Annotated in this window: 19 protein-coding genes; 12 read left to right on the forward strand and 7 right to left on the reverse strand. The window is 58.8% G+C overall.

Annotated elements, in window-relative coordinates:
• Positions 1–7 precede the first annotated feature (7 nt).
• Both fabB and GS620_RS13760 read left to right on the forward strand, forming a co-directional pair.
• Positions 8–1,237: a beta-ketoacyl-ACP synthase I gene (gene fabB / locus GS620_RS13755; RefSeq protein WP_171616371.1), complete on the forward strand. Its 1,230-nt coding sequence runs from the start codon at positions 8–10 to the stop codon at positions 1,235–1,237.
• Between the two features lie 5 nt (positions 1,238–1,242).
• Positions 1,243–2,034: an enoyl-ACP reductase gene (locus tag GS620_RS13760; RefSeq protein WP_171117365.1), complete on the forward strand. Its 792-nt coding sequence runs from the start codon at positions 1,243–1,245 to the stop codon at positions 2,032–2,034.
• Positions 2,035–2,305: 271 nt separating this feature from the next.
• Here the strand turns inward: GS620_RS13760 and GS620_RS13765 are convergent, their stop codons facing one another.
• Positions 2,306–2,734, reverse strand: coding sequence for a peptidylprolyl isomerase (locus GS620_RS13765; RefSeq protein WP_171117363.1), 429 nt, complete (start codon positions 2,732–2,734; stop codon positions 2,306–2,308).
• A 126-nt stretch (positions 2,735–2,860) separates the two neighbouring features.
• Here GS620_RS13765 and GS620_RS13770 point away from each other — a divergent pair, with 126 nt between their 5' ends.
• The 9 genes from GS620_RS13770 to GS620_RS13810 all read left to right on the forward strand — a co-directional run bounded on the left by GS620_RS13770 (position 2,861) and on the right by GS620_RS13810 (position 11,050).
• Positions 2,861–3,547, forward strand: coding sequence for a haloacid dehalogenase type II (locus GS620_RS13770; protein ID WP_171616373.1), 687 nt, complete (start codon positions 2,861–2,863; stop codon positions 3,545–3,547).
• On the forward strand, positions 3,547–4,377 hold the full coding sequence (locus GS620_RS13775) for an alpha/beta fold hydrolase (protein WP_171616375.1): 831 nt from the start codon (positions 3,547–3,549) through the stop codon (positions 4,375–4,377). The genes GS620_RS13770 and GS620_RS13775 overlap by 1 nt, the downstream gene beginning before the upstream one ends.
• Complete coding sequence (locus GS620_RS13780; RefSeq protein WP_171616377.1) at positions 4,374–5,348, forward strand: threonine/serine dehydratase; 975 nt, start codon at positions 4,374–4,376, stop codon at positions 5,346–5,348. Before GS620_RS13775 ends, GS620_RS13780 begins: the two co-directional genes overlap by 4 nt.
• 59 nt (positions 5,349–5,407) lie before the next feature.
• Positions 5,408–6,196 carry a 3-oxoadipate enol-lactonase gene (gene pcaD, locus GS620_RS13785; RefSeq protein ID WP_171616453.1) on the forward strand — a complete coding sequence of 263 codons (789 nt, stop codon included), beginning with the start codon at positions 5,408–5,410 and terminating at the stop codon, positions 6,194–6,196.
• A 12-nt stretch (positions 6,197–6,208) separates the two neighbouring features.
• Positions 6,209–6,922 (forward strand): alpha/beta fold hydrolase, encoded by a 714-nt coding sequence (locus GS620_RS13790; protein ID WP_171616379.1) that lies wholly within the window; start codon positions 6,209–6,211, stop codon positions 6,920–6,922.
• A gap of 100 nt (positions 6,923–7,022) precedes the next feature.
• Positions 7,023–8,222: a TCR/Tet family MFS transporter gene (locus GS620_RS13795; protein WP_171616381.1), complete on the forward strand. Its 1,200-nt coding sequence runs from the start codon at positions 7,023–7,025 to the stop codon at positions 8,220–8,222.
• A gap of 82 nt (positions 8,223–8,304) precedes the next feature.
• Positions 8,305–9,399 (forward strand): Zn-dependent alcohol dehydrogenase, encoded by a 1,095-nt coding sequence (locus tag GS620_RS13800; RefSeq protein WP_171117350.1) that lies wholly within the window; start codon positions 8,305–8,307, stop codon positions 9,397–9,399.
• A 19-nt stretch (positions 9,400–9,418) separates the two neighbouring features.
• Positions 9,419–10,651, forward strand: coding sequence for a mandelate racemase/muconate lactonizing enzyme family protein (locus GS620_RS13805; protein ID WP_171616383.1), 1,233 nt, complete (start codon positions 9,419–9,421; stop codon positions 10,649–10,651).
• A gap of 111 nt (positions 10,652–10,762) precedes the next feature.
• Entirely contained in the window at positions 10,763–11,050 is a 288-nt protein-coding gene (locus GS620_RS13810; RefSeq protein WP_170345119.1) for a helix-turn-helix transcriptional regulator, read from the forward strand.
• Positions 11,051–11,053: 3 nt separating this feature from the next.
• On the opposite strand, the gene GS620_RS13815 is transcribed toward GS620_RS13810, so the two are convergent.
• Entirely contained in the window at positions 11,054–14,050 is a 2,997-nt protein-coding gene (locus tag GS620_RS13815; protein WP_171616455.1) for a cyclic nucleotide-binding domain-containing protein, read from the reverse strand.
• A gap of 244 nt (positions 14,051–14,294) precedes the next feature.
• Between GS620_RS13815 and GS620_RS13820 the strand changes: the two genes are divergently transcribed.
• Entirely contained in the window at positions 14,295–14,657 is a 363-nt protein-coding gene (locus GS620_RS13820) for a DUF3307 domain-containing protein (RefSeq protein WP_371419740.1), read from the forward strand.
• A 6-nt stretch (positions 14,658–14,663) separates the two neighbouring features.
• Here GS620_RS13820 and GS620_RS13825 read toward each other — a convergent pair whose 3' ends face one another.
• The 5 genes from GS620_RS13825 to GS620_RS13845 are packed head-to-tail and all read right to left on the reverse strand — an operon-like array spanning position 14,664 to position 21,377.
• Positions 14,664–15,395 carry a hypothetical protein gene (locus GS620_RS13825; protein WP_171616385.1) on the reverse strand — a complete coding sequence of 244 codons (732 nt, stop codon included), beginning with the start codon at positions 15,393–15,395 and terminating at the stop codon, positions 14,664–14,666.
• Positions 15,396–15,451: 56 nt separating this feature from the next.
• The gene (locus GS620_RS13830) at positions 15,452–16,756 is read right to left on the reverse strand and encodes an FAD-binding oxidoreductase (protein WP_171205583.1); all 1,305 of its coding nucleotides are present in this window, start codon (positions 16,754–16,756) and stop codon (positions 15,452–15,454) included.
• Positions 16,753–17,427: a TetR/AcrR family transcriptional regulator gene (locus tag GS620_RS13835; RefSeq protein WP_152457143.1), complete on the reverse strand. Its 675-nt coding sequence runs from the start codon at positions 17,425–17,427 to the stop codon at positions 16,753–16,755. Before GS620_RS13835 ends, GS620_RS13830 begins: the two co-directional genes overlap by 4 nt.
• Positions 17,428–18,972 carry a trimethylamine methyltransferase family protein gene (locus GS620_RS13840; protein ID WP_171616387.1) on the reverse strand — a complete coding sequence of 515 codons (1,545 nt, stop codon included), beginning with the start codon at positions 18,970–18,972 and terminating at the stop codon, positions 17,428–17,430.
• Between the two features lie 2 nt (positions 18,973–18,974).
• Entirely contained in the window at positions 18,975–21,377 is a 2,403-nt protein-coding gene (locus GS620_RS13845) for an FAD-dependent oxidoreductase (protein ID WP_171616389.1), read from the reverse strand.
• Positions 21,378–21,383 lie beyond the last annotated feature (6 nt).

Below are 21,383 nucleotides of genomic sequence, written 5' to 3' on the forward strand. Positions count from 1 at the left end.
TGCGCACATGCGTCGAGTAGTCGTCACCGGTCTGGGGGTTGTGTCCTCGATCGGGAACAATGCCGAAGAGGTACTGACCTCGCTCAAAGCAGGTAAATCCGGGATCGTGGCCAGCGAACAGATGGCGGAACATGGTTTTCGCAGCCAGATCGCAGGAACGCTCAAGATCGACGTGGCCCAGCATGTGGACAAGCGCACATTGCGCTTCATGGGTCCAGGGGCGGCCTATGCACATATCGCCATGAGCCAGGCGATTGCCGATTCTGGTCTGACCGAAGACCAGATCGTCAATCCGCGCACCGGGCTTGTTGCTGGCTCTGGCGGACCATCGACCAGCGCGATGCTGACGGCGCATCAGACTGTTCTGAAGACGGGCGCGACCAAGCGCATCGGGCCGTTTGCCGTGCCAAAATGCATGTGCTCGACGATCTCGGCCAATCTGGCGACCGCGTTCAAGATCAAGGGCATCAACTATTCGATCACGTCGGCCTGCTCGACCTCGCTGCATTGCATCGGCAACGCGGCCGAACAGATCATGCTTGGCAAGCAGGACGTCATGTTCGCCGGCGGCGGTGAAGAACTGGACTGGACGCTTTCCTGCCTGTTCGATGCAATGGGCGCCATGTCGTCGAAATATAATGACACACCCGATAAAGCCTCGCGCGCGTTCGACGAAAACCGCGATGGTTTCGTGATTTCGGGCGGCGGTGGAATCGTTGTTCTGGAAGAGCTGGACCACGCCCTGGCCCGCGGCGCCAAGATTTATGCTGAAGTTACGGGTTATGCCGCAACTTCAGACGGCCACGACATGGTTGCTCCTTCAGGTGAGGGCGGCGAGCGCGCGATGCGACTTGCTCTGGGTACCCTGCCCGAGGGGCGCAAGGTCGGCTATATCAATGCCCACGGCACCTCGACCCCCGTCGGCGATGTGGGTGAGGTAGAGGCGGTGCGCCGCATCTTTGGCGAAGGCAATGTACCCCCCATCTCCTCGACCAAGTCGATGACAGGCCACGCTCAGGGCGCGGCGGGCGCGCTTGAGACGATTTTCTGCCTGCTGATGCTGGAAAATGATTTCATTACACCATCGATCAATGTCGACACGCTTGCCGAAGGCATTCAGCCCGGTGAAATTGCAACTCAAGTGGTTGAAAACGCAGGACTGGACAGTGTCATGACCAACAGCTTCGGCTTTGGCGGCACAAACGGGTCCATGGTTCTTTCAAAGTATAACGGGTGAAAGTAATGTCGGATCTTCTCAAAGGTAAACGCGGCCTGATCATGGGCGTGGCCAATGACCGCTCGATTGCGTGGGGCATTGCCAAGGCCATGCACGAGGCCGGCGCCGAACTGGCATTCACCTATCAGGGCGAGGCATTCGGAAAGCGGCTGGAGCCGTTGGCTCAGAGCCTGGGCAGCGATTTCATGGTCGATGCGGATGTTACCGACGACGAGTCTCTGGATCGCGCTTTTGGCGAGCTGGCCGAACGTTGGCCCACCATAGATTTCCTGGTCCATGCGATCGCCTATTCGGATAAGTCCGAGTTGACAGGTCGGTTCCTGAATACCACACGGGCCAATTTCAAGCATTCGATGGATGTTTCGGCCTATTCCTTCATCGAGGTCGCGCGTCGCGCCTATCCGATGATGAAAGACAATGGCGGTTCCCTGTTGACCCTGACTTATCAGGGTTCCAACCGGGTTGTGCCCAACTACAACGTGATGGGTGTCGCAAAGGCTGCGCTGGAATCAGCAACGCGCTATCTGGCCAACGATCTTGGCCCCGATGGCATCCGCGTGAATGCGATTTCCCCGGGGCCGATGAGAACCCTTGCCGGTGCAGCCATCGGCGGCGCACGCAAGACCTACAAATTCTGCGATCAGAATGCACCGATGCGCTCTAACGCCACACTTGAAGCTGTCGGCGGAACGGCTGTGTACCTGACGTCAGATGCCGGTGCCTGCACGACGGGTGAGATCATCCGCGTTGACGGTGGTTTCCACGTTCTGGGCATGCCTCAACCCGAATCCATGTGACCATATCTTTCCCTGCCGCTGCCCAGATTTTACCATCATTTAGCGGCAGGTAATCGATATGAGCAAACTTGACCAAATCATTGCAAATAATGCACGCGTGACGCAAAGTCGGCGAAAACCCGGCTTTCTCAGCCAACGGGCCAGGGTGCTATTGCTTACGTTGACTTCGCTGCTGCTGGTGTTTGTCTTCTTTACGCAGCCACAGGTGCGGGCCGCGTTTCACGCTCTGATAGGGTGAGATCCGGGCCGGACATCCGGCCCGAACCATGTCTCAGTTGACTGAAACGACTTCGATCTCGAAAACCAGATCCTGCCCTGCCAGCGGGTGATTTGCATCCAGGGTAACGGTGGCGTCGTTTGAATCCACAACCGTTACAGGCACGGCCTGACCTTCTGGCGTTTGCATCTGCAACTGTGTCCCTGGATCCAGGGGGATGTCGTCTGGAATGCCTTCACGGGGAATTTCCTGACGCATCGCCGGGTTGATCGGGCCGTAGGCGTCGGTGCAGGCAATCTCGACCCGCGTCTTATCCCCGGTGGACAGGCCCGGCATGGCACGGTCCAGACCCGGGATGATCTGGCCCGACCCGACCACGAATTCCAGCGGATCACGCCCGTCCGAGCTGTCAAAGACTTTGCCGTCCAGCAACGTCCCGGTGTAGTGGATGCGAACCGTGTCGCCTTGTTTGATTTCGGTCATCGTGGCCTCCGGCCGTTCCAAGGGGTTAAGCGGCCAACCCTATAGGTTGACACAATGTTGTAAACCCTCGGCTCTTTCACCCCCTGCGCCGATGTGCCAACCTGCGCGCAATCAAAGGAGGATCATATGGCGATCACGACCTGTGTGTTCGACGCCTACGGAACATTGTTCGATGTTGCCGCGGCTGCCCGACAGGCGGCAGACGAGCCGGGTTTCGAAGCCCTGAAAGACAAATGGACCACCGTTGCGGGGCATTGGCGTCTGAAACAACTGCAATACACATGGTTGCGCGCCGTGGCGGATGCGCATGCGGATTTCTGGGACGTCACCCAGGACGGGCTGGATTGGGCTCTGGAGGCCACAGGCCTGCAAGGCAACCCGGAACTGCGCCAACGTCTGCTTGATCTCTATTGGGAATTGCAGGCCTATCCCGAAGTTCCGGCCATGCTGAAAGCCCTCAAGGATGGTGGGCTGCACACGGCGATCCTGTCCAATGGGTCGCCCCCCATGCTGGACGGAGCCGTGAAGTCCGCCGGAATCGGCGATGTATTGGATGATGTTCTGTCGGTCGAAAGCGTCAGCGTCTTCAAACCCCACGCCCGTGTCTATGATCTGGTGCAAGACAGGTTTGGCTGCGCACGCGATGAGGTCTTGTTCGTCAGTTCGAACGGCTGGGACGCTGCCGGGGCCAGCGGGTACGGTTTTGTGACCGCATGGGTCAATCGGATTGGTGAACCCATGGATCGCCTTCCCTGGACACCTGCGCATGTGCTGTCCGATCTGACCTCGATTCCCAAGCTGGCCGGTCTCTGATGTCAGAATTCATGACAACGGACGGCAGGCGCATCTATTTCGAAGAGACCGGCACCGGCACGCCGCTTTTGTGCCTGGCCGGTCTGACTCGAAACAGCCGCGACTTTTCGTTTTTTGCGCCACATGCCTCGGGCCTGCGCATGATCGCCATGGATTACAGGGGGCGCGGGCGTTCGGAATACGACTCCGATTTCATGAACTACAATATCTTCCGCGAATCCCATGACGCGCTTGAGCTGCTCGATCATCTGGGGATCGCTAAAGCAGTCATTCTGGGCACATCGCGCGGCGGGCTGATCGCCATGGCGCTGGCCGCAAGCCACCCCGAACGTCTGGCCGCCGTAATTCTGAATGACGTGGGGCCGGTTATCGAGCCGTCAGGTATCGCCAAGATAATGGCCTACGTGGGGGCGCAGCCCACGGCCAAAACCTATGATGAAGCCGCCGCCGCATTGAAACACGTATTGGAGCCGCAATTTCCCGGTGTTCCACTGAAAACCTGGCGCAAACAGGCAGAATTTCAGTATGAAATGCGCAAGGATGGGCTGAAGTTGCGATATGATCCAGCCTTGCGCAAGGCGCTTCTTGAACAAGCTGCAAGCGGGGCAGCCCCTGATCTATGGGTGTTCTTCGAAGCCTTGCGTGACATTCCAACCGGTGTGATCCGGGGCGCGAATTCCGATGTTCTGGGCGTGGCCACTCTGGCCGAGATGCGGCACCGACACCCGGGCCTGATCTCGGTCGAGGTACCGGATCGTGGGCATGTTCCGTTCCTGAACGAACCCCAGTCACTGGACCTGATACAGAAGGTATTGAAGAACGCCGCATGAGCACATTTGAGATGATCGAAGCCGCCGCAGAACGGCTGAAAGGACACGTTCGCGAAACGCCGATCCTGTCGTCGCCCTTTCTCGACACGCTTGCGGGCCGCCGGATTTGGGTCAAACCGGAATGCCTGCAACATACCGGCAGTTTCAAGTTTCGCGGCGCGTGGTCGGCCATTTCGGCGCTGGGTGAGGGCATACGCCAGCGTGGAGTGATCGCATATTCATCGGGCAACCATGCGCAAGGCGTTGCGATGGCCGCCGCGAAGCACGGGATTGCCTCGGTCATTGTCATGCCGTCGGACGCGCCGCAACTCAAGATCGACAACACCCGTGCGCTGGGCGGCGAAGTCGTTTTGTACGATCGTGCGAATGAAAAACGAGAGGAAATAGGCGAAGCCATCGCTGCCGAACGGGGTCTGACCCTGATCCGCCCCTATGACGAACCGCAGGTCATCGCGGGGCAAGGTACAACCGGGCTGGAAATCGCCTGGCAGGCAGCGGAAATTGGGGTTTCGCAGGCGGATGTTCTGATCTGTTGCGGCGGCGGAGGTTTGACCTCGGGCATTGCGCTGGCGCTGGAGAAACACGCGCCGAATTTGCGGGCGCGCCCCTGTGAGCCGGAAGGGTTCGACGACGTCAAACGATCCTTGGCGTCAGGTCGCATTCAAAACAACAATGCGGCGTCGGGTAACATATGCGATGCGATCCTGACACCGCAGCCCGGCGATATCACCTTTCCGATCCTTCATCGTCTTTGCGGCCCCGGACTTTCTGTCACCGAAGACGAGGCATTGCAGGCCATGGCATATGCCTTTCTGCGCCTCAAAATCGTGTTGGAACCCGGCGGCGCCGTAGCCCTGGCCGCGGCCCTTTTCCGGGGCGACGAGATCGAAGGCGACGACGTGATCGTCGTCACATCGGGCGGGAATGTCGATCCGGGAATATTTGCTAAGGCGTTGGAATTCCTGACCTGACATGGGTGCGAAAGCTGTGCAAATTGCATCAGGACCGCATGACGACAAGGACCTTTGTCATGATGATCGCTGATCTGGGCGACGTGAAACTGAACTATCGCATCGACGGCCCCACGGACGGTGCACCCATTGTGTTTGCCAATTCCCTGGGAACCGACCTGCATCTTTGGGACGCGGTGCTGCCATACATGCCCGACGGGATGCGCATCATCCGGTATGACAAACGTGGGCACGGGCAATCCGCGGTGCCCCCTGCACCCTATTCGATGGGCGCTTTGGTGCGGGATGCCGAGGCGCTGCTGGATCACCTTCAGGTTCGCGATTGCGTCTTTGTCGGCCTCTCGATTGGCGGGATGATCGCGCAGGGGCTGGCGGTCAAACGCATGGACCAGTTTCGTGCGCTGGTGCTGTCGAACACCGCTGCCAAGATCGCTACGCCTTCGATCTGGCAAGAGCGCATTCAGGCGGTGCGAAAGGGCGGGATCGAGGCTCTGGCCGATGCCACGATGGAGCGTTGGTTCTCGCGCGAATACCGCCGCGCCCAAAACCACCTGCCCTGGCGCGATATGATGGTCAGCCAACCAGTCGAAGGGTATCTGGGCTGCTGTGCCGCCATTGCCGGTACCGACTTTTATACCCCAACAAGCGGCCTGCGCCTGCCCACGCTTGGGATTGTGGGCAGCGAAGACGGATCGACCCCGCCCGATCTGGTGCGGGAAACGATTGATCTTGTTCCCGGATCCCGATTTCGGCTGATCCGCCGCGCCGGACATTTGCCTTGCGTTGAGAAACCCGCGGAATACGCAGAAATCCTGACCGGATTTCTGACCGAGATCGGACATGTCTGAAGGAGAATGACAATGACGTCCTTCCTGTTGGTCCATGGCTCGTGTCACGGCGCCTGGTGCTGGCGCGACCTGATCCCCGCTTTGGAAGCCCTGGGCCATACCGCCCGCGCCATCGACATGCCCAGCCATGGTGCAGACCCCACGCCGGTGGCCGACGTCACGCTGGACAGTTGCCGCGATGCCATTTTGAACGCCTGTACACCCGATACGATCGTCGTCGGCCATTCCTGGGCCGGCTTTCCGATCAGCGCAGCGGCCGAGGCGCGCCCGGATGCAATGCGCGCTTTGATTTACCTGTGTGCCTATGTCCCCCGGGATGGTGTTTCGATGGCGGAAATGCGCAGGCGCGGGCCGCGGCAAACCATTGCGCACGCAGTGGAAAAATCTGCGGACGGGCTTTCCTATACCGTGTCCGTGGATGCGATCCCACAGCTGTTTTATCACGATTGCCCGGACGACGTCCTGCCATACGCATACGCGCGCCTGTGTCCGCAAGCCATCCTGCCACAAGAAACACCGCTGCCTGTCGGCCCGCGCTTTGCCAAGGTCCCCAAGGCCTATATCCGAACAACCGACGACCACACGATACCGACCGAGTACCAGGCAGACATGAGCGCCTGCGTCCCCGAAAACCTTCGACGTACAATCGACAGCTCGCATTCGCCGTTTTTTTCACATCCGCAGGAATTGGCTGAGCTTCTGTCCGAACTGGCGGGCAAACTCTAGCAACCTGCCGCAACGACATGGGGTGTCCGGCGGAACTGTCTCTTTCCTCATTCGTCGGGCATGACTAGGGTGCCGCTCACAACTCATTTGTTCAGGTCCGATGCGTCTGCCGTTTTTCTTCATCCTCGGCATCGTCATGATCGATGCTATGGGCATTGGTCTTGTGATGCCGATCATGCCGCAACTGATTGTCGAGGTTCAGGGCGGCACCCTGGCCAATGCCGCGATCTGGGGCGGCGTGCTGAGCACAGCCTTTGCCGCGATGCAATTCATCTTCGGCCCCATTCTGGGAAATCTGTCCGATGCTTACGGGCGCAGAACGGTATTGCTGGTGTCCTTGTTCGTCATGGCGCTGGACTATGTCGTCATGGCCATGGCGGGCAGCATCTGGCTTTTGCTGGTCGGACGTATCGTCGGCGGCATCACGGCGGCCACCCATTCGACAGCGGCGGCTTTCATGGCCGATGTGTCCGCCCCAAAAGACAAGGCCGCAAATTTCGGCCTTCTGGGCGCGGCATTTGGCGTGGGGTTCGTTCTGGGTCCGGTGATCGGCGGATTGCTAAGCGAATTTGGAACCCGCGCACCGTTCTGGGCTGCTGCGGGTTTGGCGGCGTTGACCTTCTGCATCGGATATTTCGTGATGCCCGAAACGGTGACCGATGAAAACAGGCGTGCCTTCAACCTGCGACGCGCGAACCCGGTGAACTCGCTTCGCGCCATAGCATCATTGCCCGGCATCCAGCCGATGCTGTGGGTCTATTTCCTGTATTCGGTTTCAATCTACGTCTATCCGGCCATCTGGTCCTATTTCACGACCGAGCGCTTCGGTTGGTCCGCGCAGATGATCGGCCTGTCGCTTGGAATCTATGGTATCGGCATGGCCGTCGTGCAAGGCGGTCTGATCCGCCCGGCCATCCGGCTTTTGGGCGAGCGGGCAACAATCATCTATGGCATGATCTTTGAAATCATAAGCTTCGCCATTCTGGCCTTTCTGACCAACGGCCTGATTGCACTGCTTCTCATTCCGATTACCGCCATTGGGGCGGTCATCACGCCCGCCCTTCAGGCGATGATGTCACGGGCCACACCAGATTCGCAGCAAGGCGAATTGCAAGGTGTCCTGACTGCGTTGCATGCGCTTTCGATGGTGATCTCACCGTTGGTGATGACCAGCGTATTCGCGCAGTTCATTCGACCTGACACCCCGCTCTACCTGCCCGGCGCCCCTTTCCTGCTGGCACTCATGTTGATGCTGGCAGGGTTCCTTCTGTTTAGACGGTCCCGGCCTGTCGTAGCGTAACAACGACACGCAAATGGCGGTTTCTGCCTTGCGAGCCGCCTTTTCCCGCGCCACCGTGAACCCAACGGGAGTGAGGGACAACATGCAAAAAATCAAAGCCGCAGTCTGCCGGGCATTTGGCGAGCCACTGGTGATCGAAGACGTTCATCTGGCACCCCCCGGCACGGGCGAGGTCGAGGTGACACTGGATGCCGTGGCCATCTGCCATTCGGACATTTCCTATGCCGAAGGCGCATGGGGAGGGTTCCTGCCAGCCGTTTACGGGCACGAAGCCGCAGGCGTGATCACCGCAGTCGGAGAGGCGGCCGGGGATTTCAAGGTCGGCGACCCTGTGGTGGTGACCCTGATCCGCGCCTGCGGGTCTTGCCCTGCTTGCGCAGGCGGGCAACCGACAATTTGCGAAACACCCTACGACACTGTCAAAGGTCCATTGAAAACAGGCGATGGCGGCCCGCTCGAACAGGCGATGGCATGCGGGGCCTTTGCCGAAAAGGTCGTGGTAAGCCACCGCCAGATCGTCAAAATCCCGGATGACCTGCCCAAGGAACTGGCCAGCCTGCTGTCCTGCGGTGTGATCACCGGGGTCGGCGCTGCGGTGAATGCGGCGGGCGTGCGCCCCGGTCAGGACGTGGTGGTCATTGGGGCCGGCGGTGTCGGCCTGAACGCAATTCAAGGCGCGCGGATTGCAGGCGCCCGGCGGATCGTGGCCGTGGACATGACCGAAGAAAAGCTTGAGGTCGCCAAAGAGTTCGGCGCAACCCACGGCGTTTTGGCCAGCTTGGATCAACCTTGGAAAGCTGCATACAGGGCGCTGGGTGGACGCGGTGCCGATGCCGTTCTGATCACTGTCGGCGCGGTTCCCGCTTATGATCAGGCTCCGCGCTATCTTGGGCGCGGCGGCAAGGCGATCATGATCGGGATGCCACATTCCGGTGACATGGCCAGCTATGAACCTGTTGTATTGGCAGCCCTGGGCCAGGGTATCGTCGGGTCGAAAATGGGCGACGTGGTCATTCAGCGCGACATACCATGGATGGTGGACCTGTATAAGCAGGGGCGGCTGAAACTGGACGAGCTGATCTCGGGCCGCTGGTCTCTGGATCAGATCAACGAGGCCATCGCCGACACCAAAACCGGATCGGCCAAGCGAAATGTGATCCTGTTCGACAGGACCTGACCCACCAAAAGGACTTGGGATGAAACTTCAGGATCTAGACGTCATCGTCACCGCCCCGCCCGCTCCTGGCTGGGGAGGGCGATACTGGATACTTGTCAAAGTGACGACCGATACCGGCATCACGGGATGGGGTGAGTGTTATGCCTCGTCCGTGGGCCCCGAAGCGATGCGTCATGTCATTCAGGACGTGTTCGACCGGCATATGTTGGGAGAAAACCCCGAAAACATTGAACTCATGTTCCGCCGCGCCTATTCCAGCGGCTTTACGCAGCGGCCGGACCTGACGGTGATGGGCGCATTCTCGGGGTTGGAAATAGCCTGCTGGGACATTCTGGGCAAAGATCGCGACAGGCCGGTGCATGCGCTGCTGGGCGGCAGGATGAATGACCGGATCCGGGCCTATACTTACCTTTACCCCCTGCCCCAGCACAACCTGAACGATTTCTGGACCTCTGCCGAACAGGCCGGTGAAACGGCGGCGGAAATGGTAAACCGTGGCTACACCGCCGTGAAGTTCGACCCCGCAGGCCCCTATACCATCCGCGGCGGGCACATGCCCGCGATGCGCGACATTTCCATGTCCGTTGCCTTCTGCAAGGCGATCCGTGAGGCCGTGGGGGACAGGGCCGATCTGCTGTTCGGTACGCATGGCCAGTTCAACACAGCCGGTGCAATTCGGCTGGGGCAGGCGTTGGAACCATTCCAACCCCTGTGGTTCGAAGAACCTACGCCGCCGGACAATATCGAAGACATGGCCCGCGTCGCGCGCAATGTACGCATTCCGGTTGCCACCGGAGAACGGATGACCACAAAGGCCGAATTCGGAGCCGTCCTGCGCGCCGGAGCGGCCGAAATCCTGCAACCGGCCCTGGGACGCGCAGGCGGAATATGGGAGATGAAGAAAGTCGCCGCCATGGCCGAGGTCTTCAACGCGCAGATGGCACCGCACCTCTATGCCGGTCCGGTGGAATGGGCCGCCAATATACATCTGGCGGCGTCCATTCCCAACCTGCTGCTTCTGGAAACCATCGAAACACCGTTCCACGATCAACTGATCAAGGGCTCGATCCGGGTCGAGAATGGCTTTGTCGCCGCCCCGGATGCTCCGGGCCTTGGGATCGATGTCGATGAAGACCTGGCCCGCGCGCACCCATATGACGGAGACGGTTTGCATCTGCAAATGCAGGAAGACCCATGCGATTACGTTGAAGGCAACGCTTTTCAAGGGGGCGCCCCGGCAACCGAGGGGTGACAATATCAATGGCCTTGATGCATATTGGCATCACAAACGCGATATGACGGTCAGAAAGTGGCACTTAACGAAACCGAACCTCAGGAACACCCAACAGACGCTCTGCCGGACATGAAAGACAATGCTGCACGCGCGGCTGCATTTCTTAAAACACTGGCGCACGAGGGGCGTCTGATGATCTTGTGCCATCTTGGTGGTGGTGAAAAATCCGTTGGCCAACTTGAAGAGCTGCTTCAGCTGCGGCAGGCCGCAGTCAGCCAGATGCTGGCGCGCCTGCGCGAGGAAGAGTTGGTCTCGACGCGTCGGGAAGGCAAAACGATCTATTATTCATTGCGCGACGGCGCCACGGAAAAAGTGATCCGTCTGCTTTATGATTTGTTCTGCAACACGGACTGCTGATCGCTAATTGGACACATAGCCGGCGATCACCTGCAACAGCTTGAATGCGGTCGCCGCGTCGTTTTCCACAACGGCAAGGAATTCTTCTTCACCGATCCGCAAGCAGGAAAGCTGGGTTTCTGCCACCATGCTCAGCGCACGCGGTTCTTTTCTGATCAGGCCCAACTCTCCGACCAAAGCACCAGGCCCGACTTTGGTGATCAATTGGTCAGGCCCCTGTTCTTGCGGCAGGTACAGACCTGCTTCGCCCTCCAGCACCACATAGGCACCGTCGGTGGGTTGGTCATCTTTCAAGAACACCACCTGCCCCGGCTCGGCATCAAACCAGCGCGCGCCAAAGGCCAGCAGGCGCAGCTGACGCCGATCCAGACCCGAAAACAAGGGGGTTTGTTCCAAGGCGCGTAGTTTCCGCGTCAAGTCCGCCGATGCCGCACTGTCTTCCTCCACCTCCACAGGCCCTCCGTCCGAGACCACACGACCTTGCCGGATTTCCACATACATGTCGAATGCACCGGGGTTTTCGAACTGATCATTCAGATAGACAACAGTGGTGTCCGGCAGCAGTTCACGGAGCCGTTTATAGACCGCCACCTGCGTTTTCATGTCGTAGCTGGCCAGCGCATTTTCCAGAATCAGGATGTCAGGTTTCTTGATCGTCGCACGGGTAAAGGCCAAGGGCTCGGCAAATACCGCCGGAAGATTCTGACCGCCCAAAGCAACCTGCACATCATAGATCAGCTCTGTGACCAATGGGCGCGCGCCGTTTTCAGCCAACACATCGACAATCAGCTTGCGGGCTTCGTCTGAACGGGAACCGCCAATCTGGCTGACTTTTCCGAACAGCGCATTTTCCATGACCGTCAATCCGGGCGCAAAGACGTTCGGATCCAATGGAACGAAGACGTCTTGCAAACGCTCCATCAGTTTCTCGGAATGGCTGTGCCGGAGTTCAAGGATGCGATCCTTCAGTTCATCCGTGAACGCAGGTCCGATCTGTTCGGCAGAGATCACAAATGGCACCGCCAACATGTTGGCAAGCTGTTCGTCATCCAGCCCGTCCGAACCTTCTTTGCGGGTCTGGTCCACCAGATCCACTGCAATTTCATAGGTTTTTGCATCAAGACCAAGCTTTTGGAACAACGGGTGGTCGGTTCCATCGATCCCGAAGATCTGGCGCAGCATGTCGATCACATCGCGTGTCAACGCGATCAATGTCTCGTCCAGCCCCAGTTCACGCAACTGTCCGAGAAAGACCTTTTGCTGCGCAAGCAAAGCCTGTGTCACAGGAACACGTGGCGTTGCGAAAAGCAGGTTTTCAGCCACAGGCAGGGCCGCGTTATAGGTGTTCCGGTCAAAGACAAGCGCCTGTTGTTCCAGCCCGGCCTCCCGAACGGCCTGCTGCACGACCGGGCGCAGCTCGATCAGTTTCTTTGCCAATTCACAATGCTCGGCCGCATCGAAACTCTGTTCGGCGCCTCGTTGGAACAGCGCTGCGCCAAACCCCATTCCATCAATCAACTGCAACCACCAGGCACGCAGTTCTGCGGCGTCCTGAAAGCCGGCCAGAGTTGGGTCCAGCCATTCCGCCCTGAACGGATCGGCACTGTTGCCCGCCCTCAGAGTTTCAAGAAAATCCGGATCGTCCGGCGGGTCAGTCAGCGGTTTGAACCGCATCGGCATCATCACGTTGTCGCCCAGCGTACCCTGAAACATGACAGGGCGTGATGTGACATACCCGATACGCGCGGCGACAACCGCCTGATGCACCTCGGCCAGTTTCAGATCCCCGATCCGAACCTGGCCAGCACTTGGACGTATTTCCCGTGTCAGCAATTCGCCGATGGCGCGTCGATCTTCCTCGCTGGGGGCGGCGATCCCAATTGTCTTTCCGGCAGGAAAACTGAGGTCCAGATCATCAAGCACCTGATTGCCATCCATGTCGCGCACCGAAACGTGATCCAGCACGATGTCGCCGTTCAGGTGCGGCCACTCGGTAGGTTCACCTTTGAACAAGGTTTCATCATGCATTCCGGCCGGGGCAAAACGGTCAAGAACCACATCCCAGCGCAGCGACATGTCCTGGGTCTGGTTGTAATAGGTCAGCAGTTCCTTCCAAGGTGAGCTGAGATCCTTGTACGCAGCCAATGCGGCAACCAGCGCCCCCAGCGAAACCGAGCCCTGAAGCACCAACAGACCACCAACCAGATAGAACATGAACGGTGTAAGCTGCGAGATGAAGTTGTTCAGGAATTTCATGAAAAACTTCTTTTGATAGATCTCGAAACGGATGCCGAACAGGCGTCCCAATTGCTCTGAGATCATCGACCGGCGAAAACGCCAGCCGCCATTGGTCCGCAGGGTGGACGCGCCCGCTGCGTTCTCGCCGATCTGCGCCGCCAGAACCCGAACCTCCTGAATGCGTTTTTTGTTCAGCAGATTGATCTGGCGTTGCAGCTTGGGGATCAACCAGGCCTGCAAGGGTATCAGCGCCACCGCGGCCAGCCCGAACCAGACACTTTGCAGGAACAGGAAGGAAAGTATGGTGATCATTTGGCCGGCCTGAAGAACCGGCTGGCTGATCGCATCGCCCATCAGGCCGCCCATCGGCTCGCTTTCGGCGGTGATCATTGACACCATTTCACCTTGGCTTACACGCTCGAAATAGGGTTGAGGAAAGCGCAGCGCCCGGCTGATCAACTGATAGCGAAAGCGCCGCAGCATCCGTTCACTCAGCACGCCCTTCATGGTGTTGATGCGCATTTTCATCAGGCCGTGGCACAGCACGGCCGCCAGAAAGGCAAAGCACAGAACGACCAGAAAACTGGTCTGCGACATGGAATAGCCCCAGATCGTCACCTCAGAGGTGGACGACCCGATCGCGTCATTGATTATTCGTTTTGGCAACTCAAGTGTGAGGTACAGCAAAGGAAACAGCGTCGCCGTCACGGCCAGCAGGATCAGCTGTTCGCGCTTGGAGTATTTCCAGATAAAGCGGAAAATTGTGCGTTCTATGGAACCTGCCCCTGCTGCTGACCTTCGACGTGGATTAAACGCAATGCATGCAATTTCAACAGCATGAATCAAATATCATCCAGACAGGATAAGCAAATTTTTCCCTTTTGGAAAATTTCTTGACCGAATGTGAACTAGTTCATTTACGCGTGCCCGTTTTATTGCCTAATGTTGGCGTCAGAACGATATCGGGAGGGTTCTTTTGACTGCCAGTATTGGCGCAGTGTTTCTTATGCTTTGTCTTTTGCTGATCAAGCATATGTTCGCTGACTACTACCTCCAGACACCGAAGATGCTTTCCGGTCGGGGTGAGTATTTTCACTTGGGACGCGCGCAACATGCCGCTGTGCATGTTGTGGGTTCTGTCGTCGTTTTTTTGGTGTTCGGCGCGCCGTTGTCTTTTATTCTGATTGTCGGGGCGCTGGAATGGTTCATCCATTTCAATATCGATTTCATCAAGGCCAGCTATTCAGACAAAAAGCGACTTGAGCCAACGCAACCCGCTTTTTGGCGCGCTGCAGGTTTGGATCAGTTGATGCACAACTTAACTTATGTTGCGATGGTTTGGGCCTGGGTTACCTTCGCCGCCGCCTGAACGGTGTCAGGCCGCGTTCTCCGATACGGCAAGCCGATAGGCCCTTAGCCACATACGATCCAATGCGTCAATCGCAGCAGGGTCGAACCGGTGTTCAACTTCCCAATACCGTCCCGAGGCTACATAATATCCAAGATCATCTTCCATTCGCTGCACATTGTGCATGGCTGCAATATCGGGAAGCGGTGCGGCTGTCAGGTCAGATATGTTGACGGATGGAAACACCAGCCGGCTTGGTGCGCCGGATAACCGTACGGTTCTGCACCCCTGAGCGGCTGCAAAAAGACCCAGTCGGGCGGCCTTCGCTTCAAGCGAACGCAGTGTCACGTCCTCTCGCAAAGGGTCCGCAGTGCCATTTCCGTAAAAATGTGTTCGTCCCGATCCTGAATACATCATGTCGCAACCGGAAAAAGCCAGAACATCCGGCTTCAGGGCTGACAAAGCCCAATAGCCTGCCGTGAAAGCCATCGTTCCGCCGGCATAGACGAACCCGCCATAGTCATTCTGTCTTGGGACATATTCGTCGGCAGTGACTATCTGTTGAGTGCCAAAAACTTTTCCAGGGCGGCGCTCTGCCGGGAAGTCTTCGGGGTGGATCAGGTAATCCCAGTCTTCTCGGATGCGCCACGCGTTGTTGATGGCGACGATATGCGTGAAAGGCGCGCGCGACCATGCCCGCGCCTCCAGCGCCGATGGGGCGCTGCCAAGGATCAATACGGTTGTCTTTCGGTCGGTCATGTCAGGGCCGGGCTTGTTGACAGCCACACACGACATAGACCGTTTGCGAAACGCGACTAGCCCAGAACCGAGAAACTGCTTTCCTCATTGATCGGGCGTTTGCGCGAGTAGAAGCCCACGTCGATTGTCCGCTTGATATATGGCAATTCGAACTGCAACGGTTTCGCGTCGTGATCGGCGCCACCTTCACAGTAATCGATCAGTGCCGCCATCATCTTGCCCGCAATCGGCGCATTCTTGTACTGGTTTCCGCTTGACCCACAGGCCATGTAGAACCCCGGCAGGCTGGATTTGTCATAGATCGGAATCCAGTCGGTAGACGCATCATACAGGTCAACCACGCCCCGCGTTTTCGATGGAATACCAAGGCTGGGCACACGCTGCGCATACCGCATGGCCTGCGTGGTCCATTGATCGGTGAATTCACGATTGTAGTTCACATCGTCCTCGCACCACTGATGCGGATCACATTCCGGATCCTCAGATCCGACAAGGATGTGATTGCCGTGTTCCGGCCGGCAATAGCAGGCAATGTCACTGTCCGAAACGATGGTTCCGTCGTGTTCAAAATCGAACCCTTCAGGGGCTGGAACGTGCACGACCTCTTGCCGCAAGGGCCGGGTTTTGATGGTCATATCGTCCAGAACGCCGGCCATCTTGTTGATGATGGACGAACCAGGTCCTGCCACATTGACCACAACCTTGGCGTGGATTTCCTCGCCCGAGGCCAGCTTGACGCCGGAAACGCGCCCGCCCTCGGTCAGGATTTCCGTGACTTCAGCGCCGGTGCGCACCTCTGCCCCATGCAGCTTCGCGGCATCCATCAGGTTCTGGGCCGACAGGGCCGGGTCGGTGACATAACCCGCCTGAGGCCAGTACACACCGCCCGTCATTCTGCGCCCGTTGGGTTGGCCGAATTCAGGATCGTCCATACGGCGCGCGGGGGCAAAGCTGTCCAGCGAATAGACCGGCAAGCGTTCCAGCACTTTTTCATCTGACCATTCCTCGAACGGGCAATCCAGCTCGGACGAATTGCGCATGTGCTTTTCCAGCATCCCGTTCGCCTCGGTTTTCATGACCAGACAGCCGGTTTCGCGGAACTGCGCAAGGTTGGCGTCTTCCGGCAAGCCAAGATACGCGGCCCAGTCGCGCCAGTAGTGGTAGCCTTCCCAGGCAAACGCGGTTCCATCAAATGTAGAATAATGCATCCGGATAATCGCGCAGGACCCCGCGGTAGAACCGTGCCCGACCTGAGAATTCCGGTCCAATGACAGGGTTTTCCATCCCGCCTTGGACATCTCGAACGCAATAGCCGCGCCGATCACGCCGGTTCCGATGATGATTGCGTCTGGTTGGCTCATGTCTGGTTTCCTTTCCAAAAGCGCAGGGAATACGCGCTGAATTCTTCAACTTCCTCGGGTTTCGGCTCGACACCTGTGAAGGCGTAGAGGTAATGCGGCACCATCGACAGCCGCATTTCGATAGGTTCGTTCAATTGCGCCAGATCATAACCGATCTGCATGTAATACAGCACGCGCGCCCGGGTTTCGGCTTCGATCTCGGAATAGCCGTAGCGGGCGAACATGGCGTGCAGCGCTTCCAGCCTGCGGGCGTCCGACTGGTCCAGCATACGCCGCACCTTGCCTGATTTTCGCGCCCAGTCACGTACGGCAAAATCCAGCGCCGTATCGAACAGATCGGTGTTCACCACGCACCGATGAACGTTGCAGACGGCCGCCGTTATCGTCTCGGCTGGTGCTTCGGCCTGCGCGACCAAGGCGGCGGTGTTGGTGGCCTGCCAGCGCGCCAGCAATGCATCCAGCAACTCTTGCCGGGATTTGAAGTACCAATAGAACGACGACCGCGATACTGCCATCCGTTCGGCCAGGTTCAGGACCTTGATCTGGTCCACCCCGTCCGAAATCAGCACATCCATTGCCACGTTCAGCCAGTCGTCACGCGTGACCTTGATGTTGCCGATCAATGGTTCGGCCTCGGGGTCATCGCGATGAAGGATCGGTTTCGGGCTCATTCAACTCTCCGGCGGTGCCCCGCCCTCGGCGGTACGACGGGCAATGAAGTCATGTAAATCACCTGTCCGATCATTGTCGACAGCGGGCGCCTGGAAGTCGTTCAGAATGCCTTTCCAAACATCCGTTGCCCGATGGTTTGCGTCCACAGACCCGCGTTCGGCCCAGGTGCCGAAATTGGCGTAGTCATGGACATGCGGTTGATAGAACTCAGTATTATAGCGCTCCATCGTCTGGCTTGATGCAAAGAAGTGGCCACTGGGTTCAACCTCACTCAATGCAGTTTCAAACCCGATCTCGGACGGCCCTGCCTGAACGCCCGCGCACAGTTCGGCGACCATATTCAGCACTTCCGCATCGCAGACCAGCTTTTCGAAGGAAACCGTCAACCCGCCTTCCAACCAGCCTGCGGAGTGGATGATCACCGTTGCACCGGCCATAAGGCATCCCCAAAGGCCAAACTGGTTCTCGTTTGCGGCCTGTACGTCGTTGGTGTTTGACGCCGATCCGGCAGCCGACCGCCAGGGCAAACCAAGATGCCGCGCCAGTTGGCCCGCAGCCAGTGATGCCTGAAAGTGCGAGGGCGTGCCAAAGGCGGGCGCGCCGGACTTCATGTCCACGTTACTGGTGAACGTGCCATAGCAGACCGGCGCACCAGGATTGACAAGTTGGGTCAAAGTCAGCGCGGCAAGGGCCTCGGCATGGGACAAGGTGATCGCCCCGGCCACGGTGATCGGTGCCATCGCCCCCATCAGAGTAAAGGGTGTGATGATCGACATCTGACCGTGGCGGGCGAAGTCGATCAGACCTTGCGCCATCGGGATGTCCAAGGTGCGCGGGCTGTTGGTGTTGATGATCGTATAGCAATGCGCGTTGCCCTGGAACGCATCATCCGAAAGACCGCGGGCCGTGGTCAGCATCTCAAAACAGTCCATCACCTGCGGCGTCCCGCGCGAGAAGAAGAACGGAAACTTGTCCGTCAGTTCCATCTGGGCCCGAGTCGTGAAGTAATGGCGCAGATGGGTCGGCACATCCTGCGGTTCGACCTGTGGCGAAATCATCTGGAACACGTCGAAATGATGGGTGAGCTTCAGAAACTCCAGGTAATCCTGACCTGTCGCCGGGCGCCGACCACGTTCAAGATCGGTTGCGTTCGGCGCGCCGGCTCCGGGTTGAAACACCAGCGAGCCCAGTTCGAGAGTAAAATCGCGACGCCGCGAGCCGGCGCGACAGGCGATGGATTTGGGCGCTGACGCGACTGCGGCTTCAACCATCTCGCGCCCGATAAACACCATCTCAGTGTCTTCATCCACCCGCGCGCCGCCCTGTTTGAACAGTTTCCGCGCCTCGGGCAGCAGGGTCTTTACCCCCAACTCTTCCAGTGTCCGCAAGGCGGTGTCATGCATATCCGCGATCTGATCGGCCGGGAACACTTCCATCTGTGGGAAAGGGTTCCTGAGCTGGCGATAGTTCACATCGCGACCGGGCTGCGGGGCGGCTTCAGCCCCCCGCCCCCGCCGTCGGCGCCCGCGCTCCGCAGCAGTCATGATCAGCCTCGCATCGCTTTGCCTTCGGGGTCATAAGGTGACGGCGCAATCACGCGCGCCGGGCGTTCAACCCCCACCACGTGGACGGACAGTTCCGTGCCCGGTTCCGCCTTGTCCCGATCGATCAGGGCCATCGCCAGTGACTTGCCGGTGTAGTGCCCGTAGCCGCCCGAGGTTACGAACCCAACGCGTTCGCCATTGGCCCAGACCGGTTCGTATCCGCTGGCATCTGCGTCCAGAGCATCGATTTCCAATGTCGCCTGAATTTGCGCGGGGCCGTTGCCGTCACGTTCGGCAAGCGCGCCCGCCTTTCCAACAAAGTCCTTGTCCCAGGCGATCCAGCGATCCATTCCGGTCATGCCCGGTGTATAGGCTTGCGTGAATTCCGCCGACCAGATGCCAAAGCTTTTTTCAAGCCGTGTTGACAGCATCGCGTTGAAGCCGCATTCGCGGATGCCTTCCTCGGCCCCTGCTTCCAGCAGGATGCGGCGCAGCTTGATATGGTCGCCATAGCGGCAGTTGATCTCGTACCCTTTTTCTCCGGTCACCGACATGCGGGCGACGCGGGCGCGCACGAGGCCGATATCGAAATCGCCGCACCCCATGAACTTCAAGCCCGAGATATCCTGTTCCGCCAGTTTTTCCACAATCGCCTGTGACTTCGGCCCGACCACGGCAAAGCCGCAATATTCCTCGCCCAAATCACGGATATTGACGCCATCCATCATGTGATCGTCGAACCAGCGCATATGCCAGGCCCGCAGGTAATAGCTGCCCATGATCCACCAGGTCCCGTCGCCCCAGTTCAGCACCGTCAGATCGCCCTTCAGCCGCCCATCCTCACCCAACATCGGGGCCAGTTTCGCACGACCCGGGCCGGGGAGCTTGGAGGCCATTACCATATCCAGCCAGGCTTCTGCGTTCGGACCGGAAACCTCGAACCGAGAAAAGCCCGAAATATCCAGCAAGCCCGCACCTTCGCGGATCACATTGCATTCCTCGGCCACGATGTCATGCGCGTTCGAACGCTTGAGCGTCGGGGTTTCCTCGAACCCTTTCGGCGCGAAATAAAGCGGTACTTCAAGATCCCAGCTGACGCCCCATTTGCACCCTGCCTCGGTCATCGCATCATGCGCCGGTGCCATTTTCAGCGGCCGCCCGGCGGGCAGTTGCTCGTTTGGATAGGTCATCACGAAGCGGCGGGAATAGAACTGCCCCGTCGTCTCGCGGATATAGCGCTTGTTCTGGGCATAGTCGCCATAGCGCGCCACGTCCATCGGCCAGGCGTCGGCCTCGGGCTCGCCATGGATCATCCATTCGGCCAACGTCTTGCCGACGCCGCCGCCTTGAAGGAACCCGGCCATCACCGCGCAGGCGGTCCAATAGCCCCGCTTGCCCGGCACCGGACCGACCAGAGGGTTGCCGTCGGGCGAGAAGGTGAACGCGCCGTTCACCCATGTCTTGATTCCCACGTTCTGGATCGCCGGATAGCGTTCGAACCCCAGCGTCAGCTCGTTTTCGATACGGTCCAGCTGCTCCTGGAACAGCTCTTCGCCATAATTCCACGGCGCTCCGTCCATGGCCCAGTGCTCGTGATCGACCTCATAAATGCCGACCAGAACGCCCTTCTGGTCCTGCCGCATATAGGTGAAGCCCTCAAGATCCACGGTCATCGGCATCTCGAAATCGGCCGCGGCGACCTCGGGCACCGTGTCGGTGATCAGGTAATGGTGTTTCAGCGGAGAAACCGGCAGTTCGACCCCTGCCATGCGCCCCACCTGCTTGGCCCACAGGCCGGCGGCGTTGACCACATGTTCGCAAGTGATCGTGCCCCTGTCGGTCACCACCTGCCAGCCATCCGCCGTCTGGATCAGTTCCTCGACCTTGGTTTCCTCATAGTATTCCGCCCCGCGCTTTTTCGCGGCTGTGGCATAGGCCTGCACGGTGCCTGTGGTGTCGATATAGCCTTCGCGGTCGGCCCACATCGCGCCCAGAATGCCATCGGTGGACATGATCGGGCAGCGTTTCTGCGCCTCTTCAGGGCTCAGCAGTTCACAGTCATCAATGCCGATGGACTGGAAGATGCGGTAATTGGCCTGCAACCACTCCCACCGTTCGGGGGTTCCCGCCAGCGTCAGACCACCGGTCATGTGCAGGCCGATATTCTGGCCTGACTCCTTCTCGATCTCGCTGAGCAGATCAATCGTATAGGCCTGCAAAGACGCCATGTTCGGATCGGCATTCAAAGCATGAATGCCCCCCGCTGCGTGCCAGGACGACCCAGACGCCAGCCGCCGCCGCTCCAACATGACGACATCCGACCAGCCAAACTTGGCCAGGTGATACAGAACCGAGGCCCCGACAACGCCTCCTCCGATGACCACGACGCGATATTGGGATTTCATCCCGAC

It is taken from the genome of Ruegeria sp. HKCCD6428, assembly GCF_013110595.1.
Classification (GTDB): domain Bacteria; phylum Pseudomonadota; class Alphaproteobacteria; order Rhodobacterales; family Rhodobacteraceae; genus Ruegeria.

Bases quoted from the DNA above. Each gene is read 5' to 3' on its own strand.
- GS620_RS13775 (WP_171616375.1), top strand. From the start codon at position 3,547: ATGTCAGAATTCATGACAACGGACGGCAGGCGCATCTATTTCGAAGAG.
- pcaD (WP_171616453.1), top strand. From the start codon at position 5,408: ATGATGATCGCTGATCTGGGCGACGTGAAACTGAACTATCGCATCGAC.
- GS620_RS13830 (WP_171205583.1), bottom strand. From the start codon at position 16,756: ATGAGCCAACCAGACGCAATCATCATCGGAACCGGCGTGATCGGCGCG.
- GS620_RS13810 (WP_170345119.1), top strand. From the start codon at position 10,763: ATGAAAGACAATGCTGCACGCGCGGCTGCATTTCTTAAAACACTGGCG.
- GS620_RS13765 (WP_171117363.1), bottom strand. From the start codon at position 2,734: ATGACCGAAATCAAACAAGGCGACACGGTTCGCATCCACTACACCGGG.
- GS620_RS13760 (WP_171117365.1), top strand. From the start codon at position 1,243: ATGTCGGATCTTCTCAAAGGTAAACGCGGCCTGATCATGGGCGTGGCC.
- GS620_RS13840 (WP_171616387.1), bottom strand. From the start codon at position 18,972: ATGACTGCTGCGGAGCGCGGGCGCCGACGGCGGGGGCGGGGGGCTGAA.
- GS620_RS13805 (WP_171616383.1), top strand. From the start codon at position 9,419: ATGAAACTTCAGGATCTAGACGTCATCGTCACCGCCCCGCCCGCTCCT.
- GS620_RS13800 (WP_171117350.1), top strand. From the start codon at position 8,305: ATGCAAAAAATCAAAGCCGCAGTCTGCCGGGCATTTGGCGAGCCACTG.
- GS620_RS13820 (WP_371419740.1), top strand. From the start codon at position 14,295: ATGCTTTGTCTTTTGCTGATCAAGCATATGTTCGCTGACTACTACCTC.
- GS620_RS13780 (WP_171616377.1), top strand. From the start codon at position 4,374: ATGAGCACATTTGAGATGATCGAAGCCGCCGCAGAACGGCTGAAAGGA.
- GS620_RS13835 (WP_152457143.1), bottom strand. From the start codon at position 17,427: ATGAGCCCGAAACCGATCCTTCATCGCGATGACCCCGAGGCCGAACCA.
- GS620_RS13795 (WP_171616381.1), top strand. From the start codon at position 7,023: ATGCGTCTGCCGTTTTTCTTCATCCTCGGCATCGTCATGATCGATGCT.
- GS620_RS13825 (WP_171616385.1), bottom strand. From the start codon at position 15,395: ATGACCGACCGAAAGACAACCGTATTGATCCTTGGCAGCGCCCCATCG.
- GS620_RS13770 (WP_171616373.1), top strand. From the start codon at position 2,861: ATGGCGATCACGACCTGTGTGTTCGACGCCTACGGAACATTGTTCGAT.
- GS620_RS13790 (WP_171616379.1), top strand. From the start codon at position 6,209: ATGACGTCCTTCCTGTTGGTCCATGGCTCGTGTCACGGCGCCTGGTGC.
- GS620_RS13845 (WP_171616389.1), bottom strand. From the start codon at position 21,377: ATGAAATCCCAATATCGCGTCGTGGTCATCGGAGGAGGCGTTGTCGGG.
- fabB (WP_171616371.1), top strand. From the start codon at position 8: ATGCGTCGAGTAGTCGTCACCGGTCTGGGGGTTGTGTCCTCGATCGGG.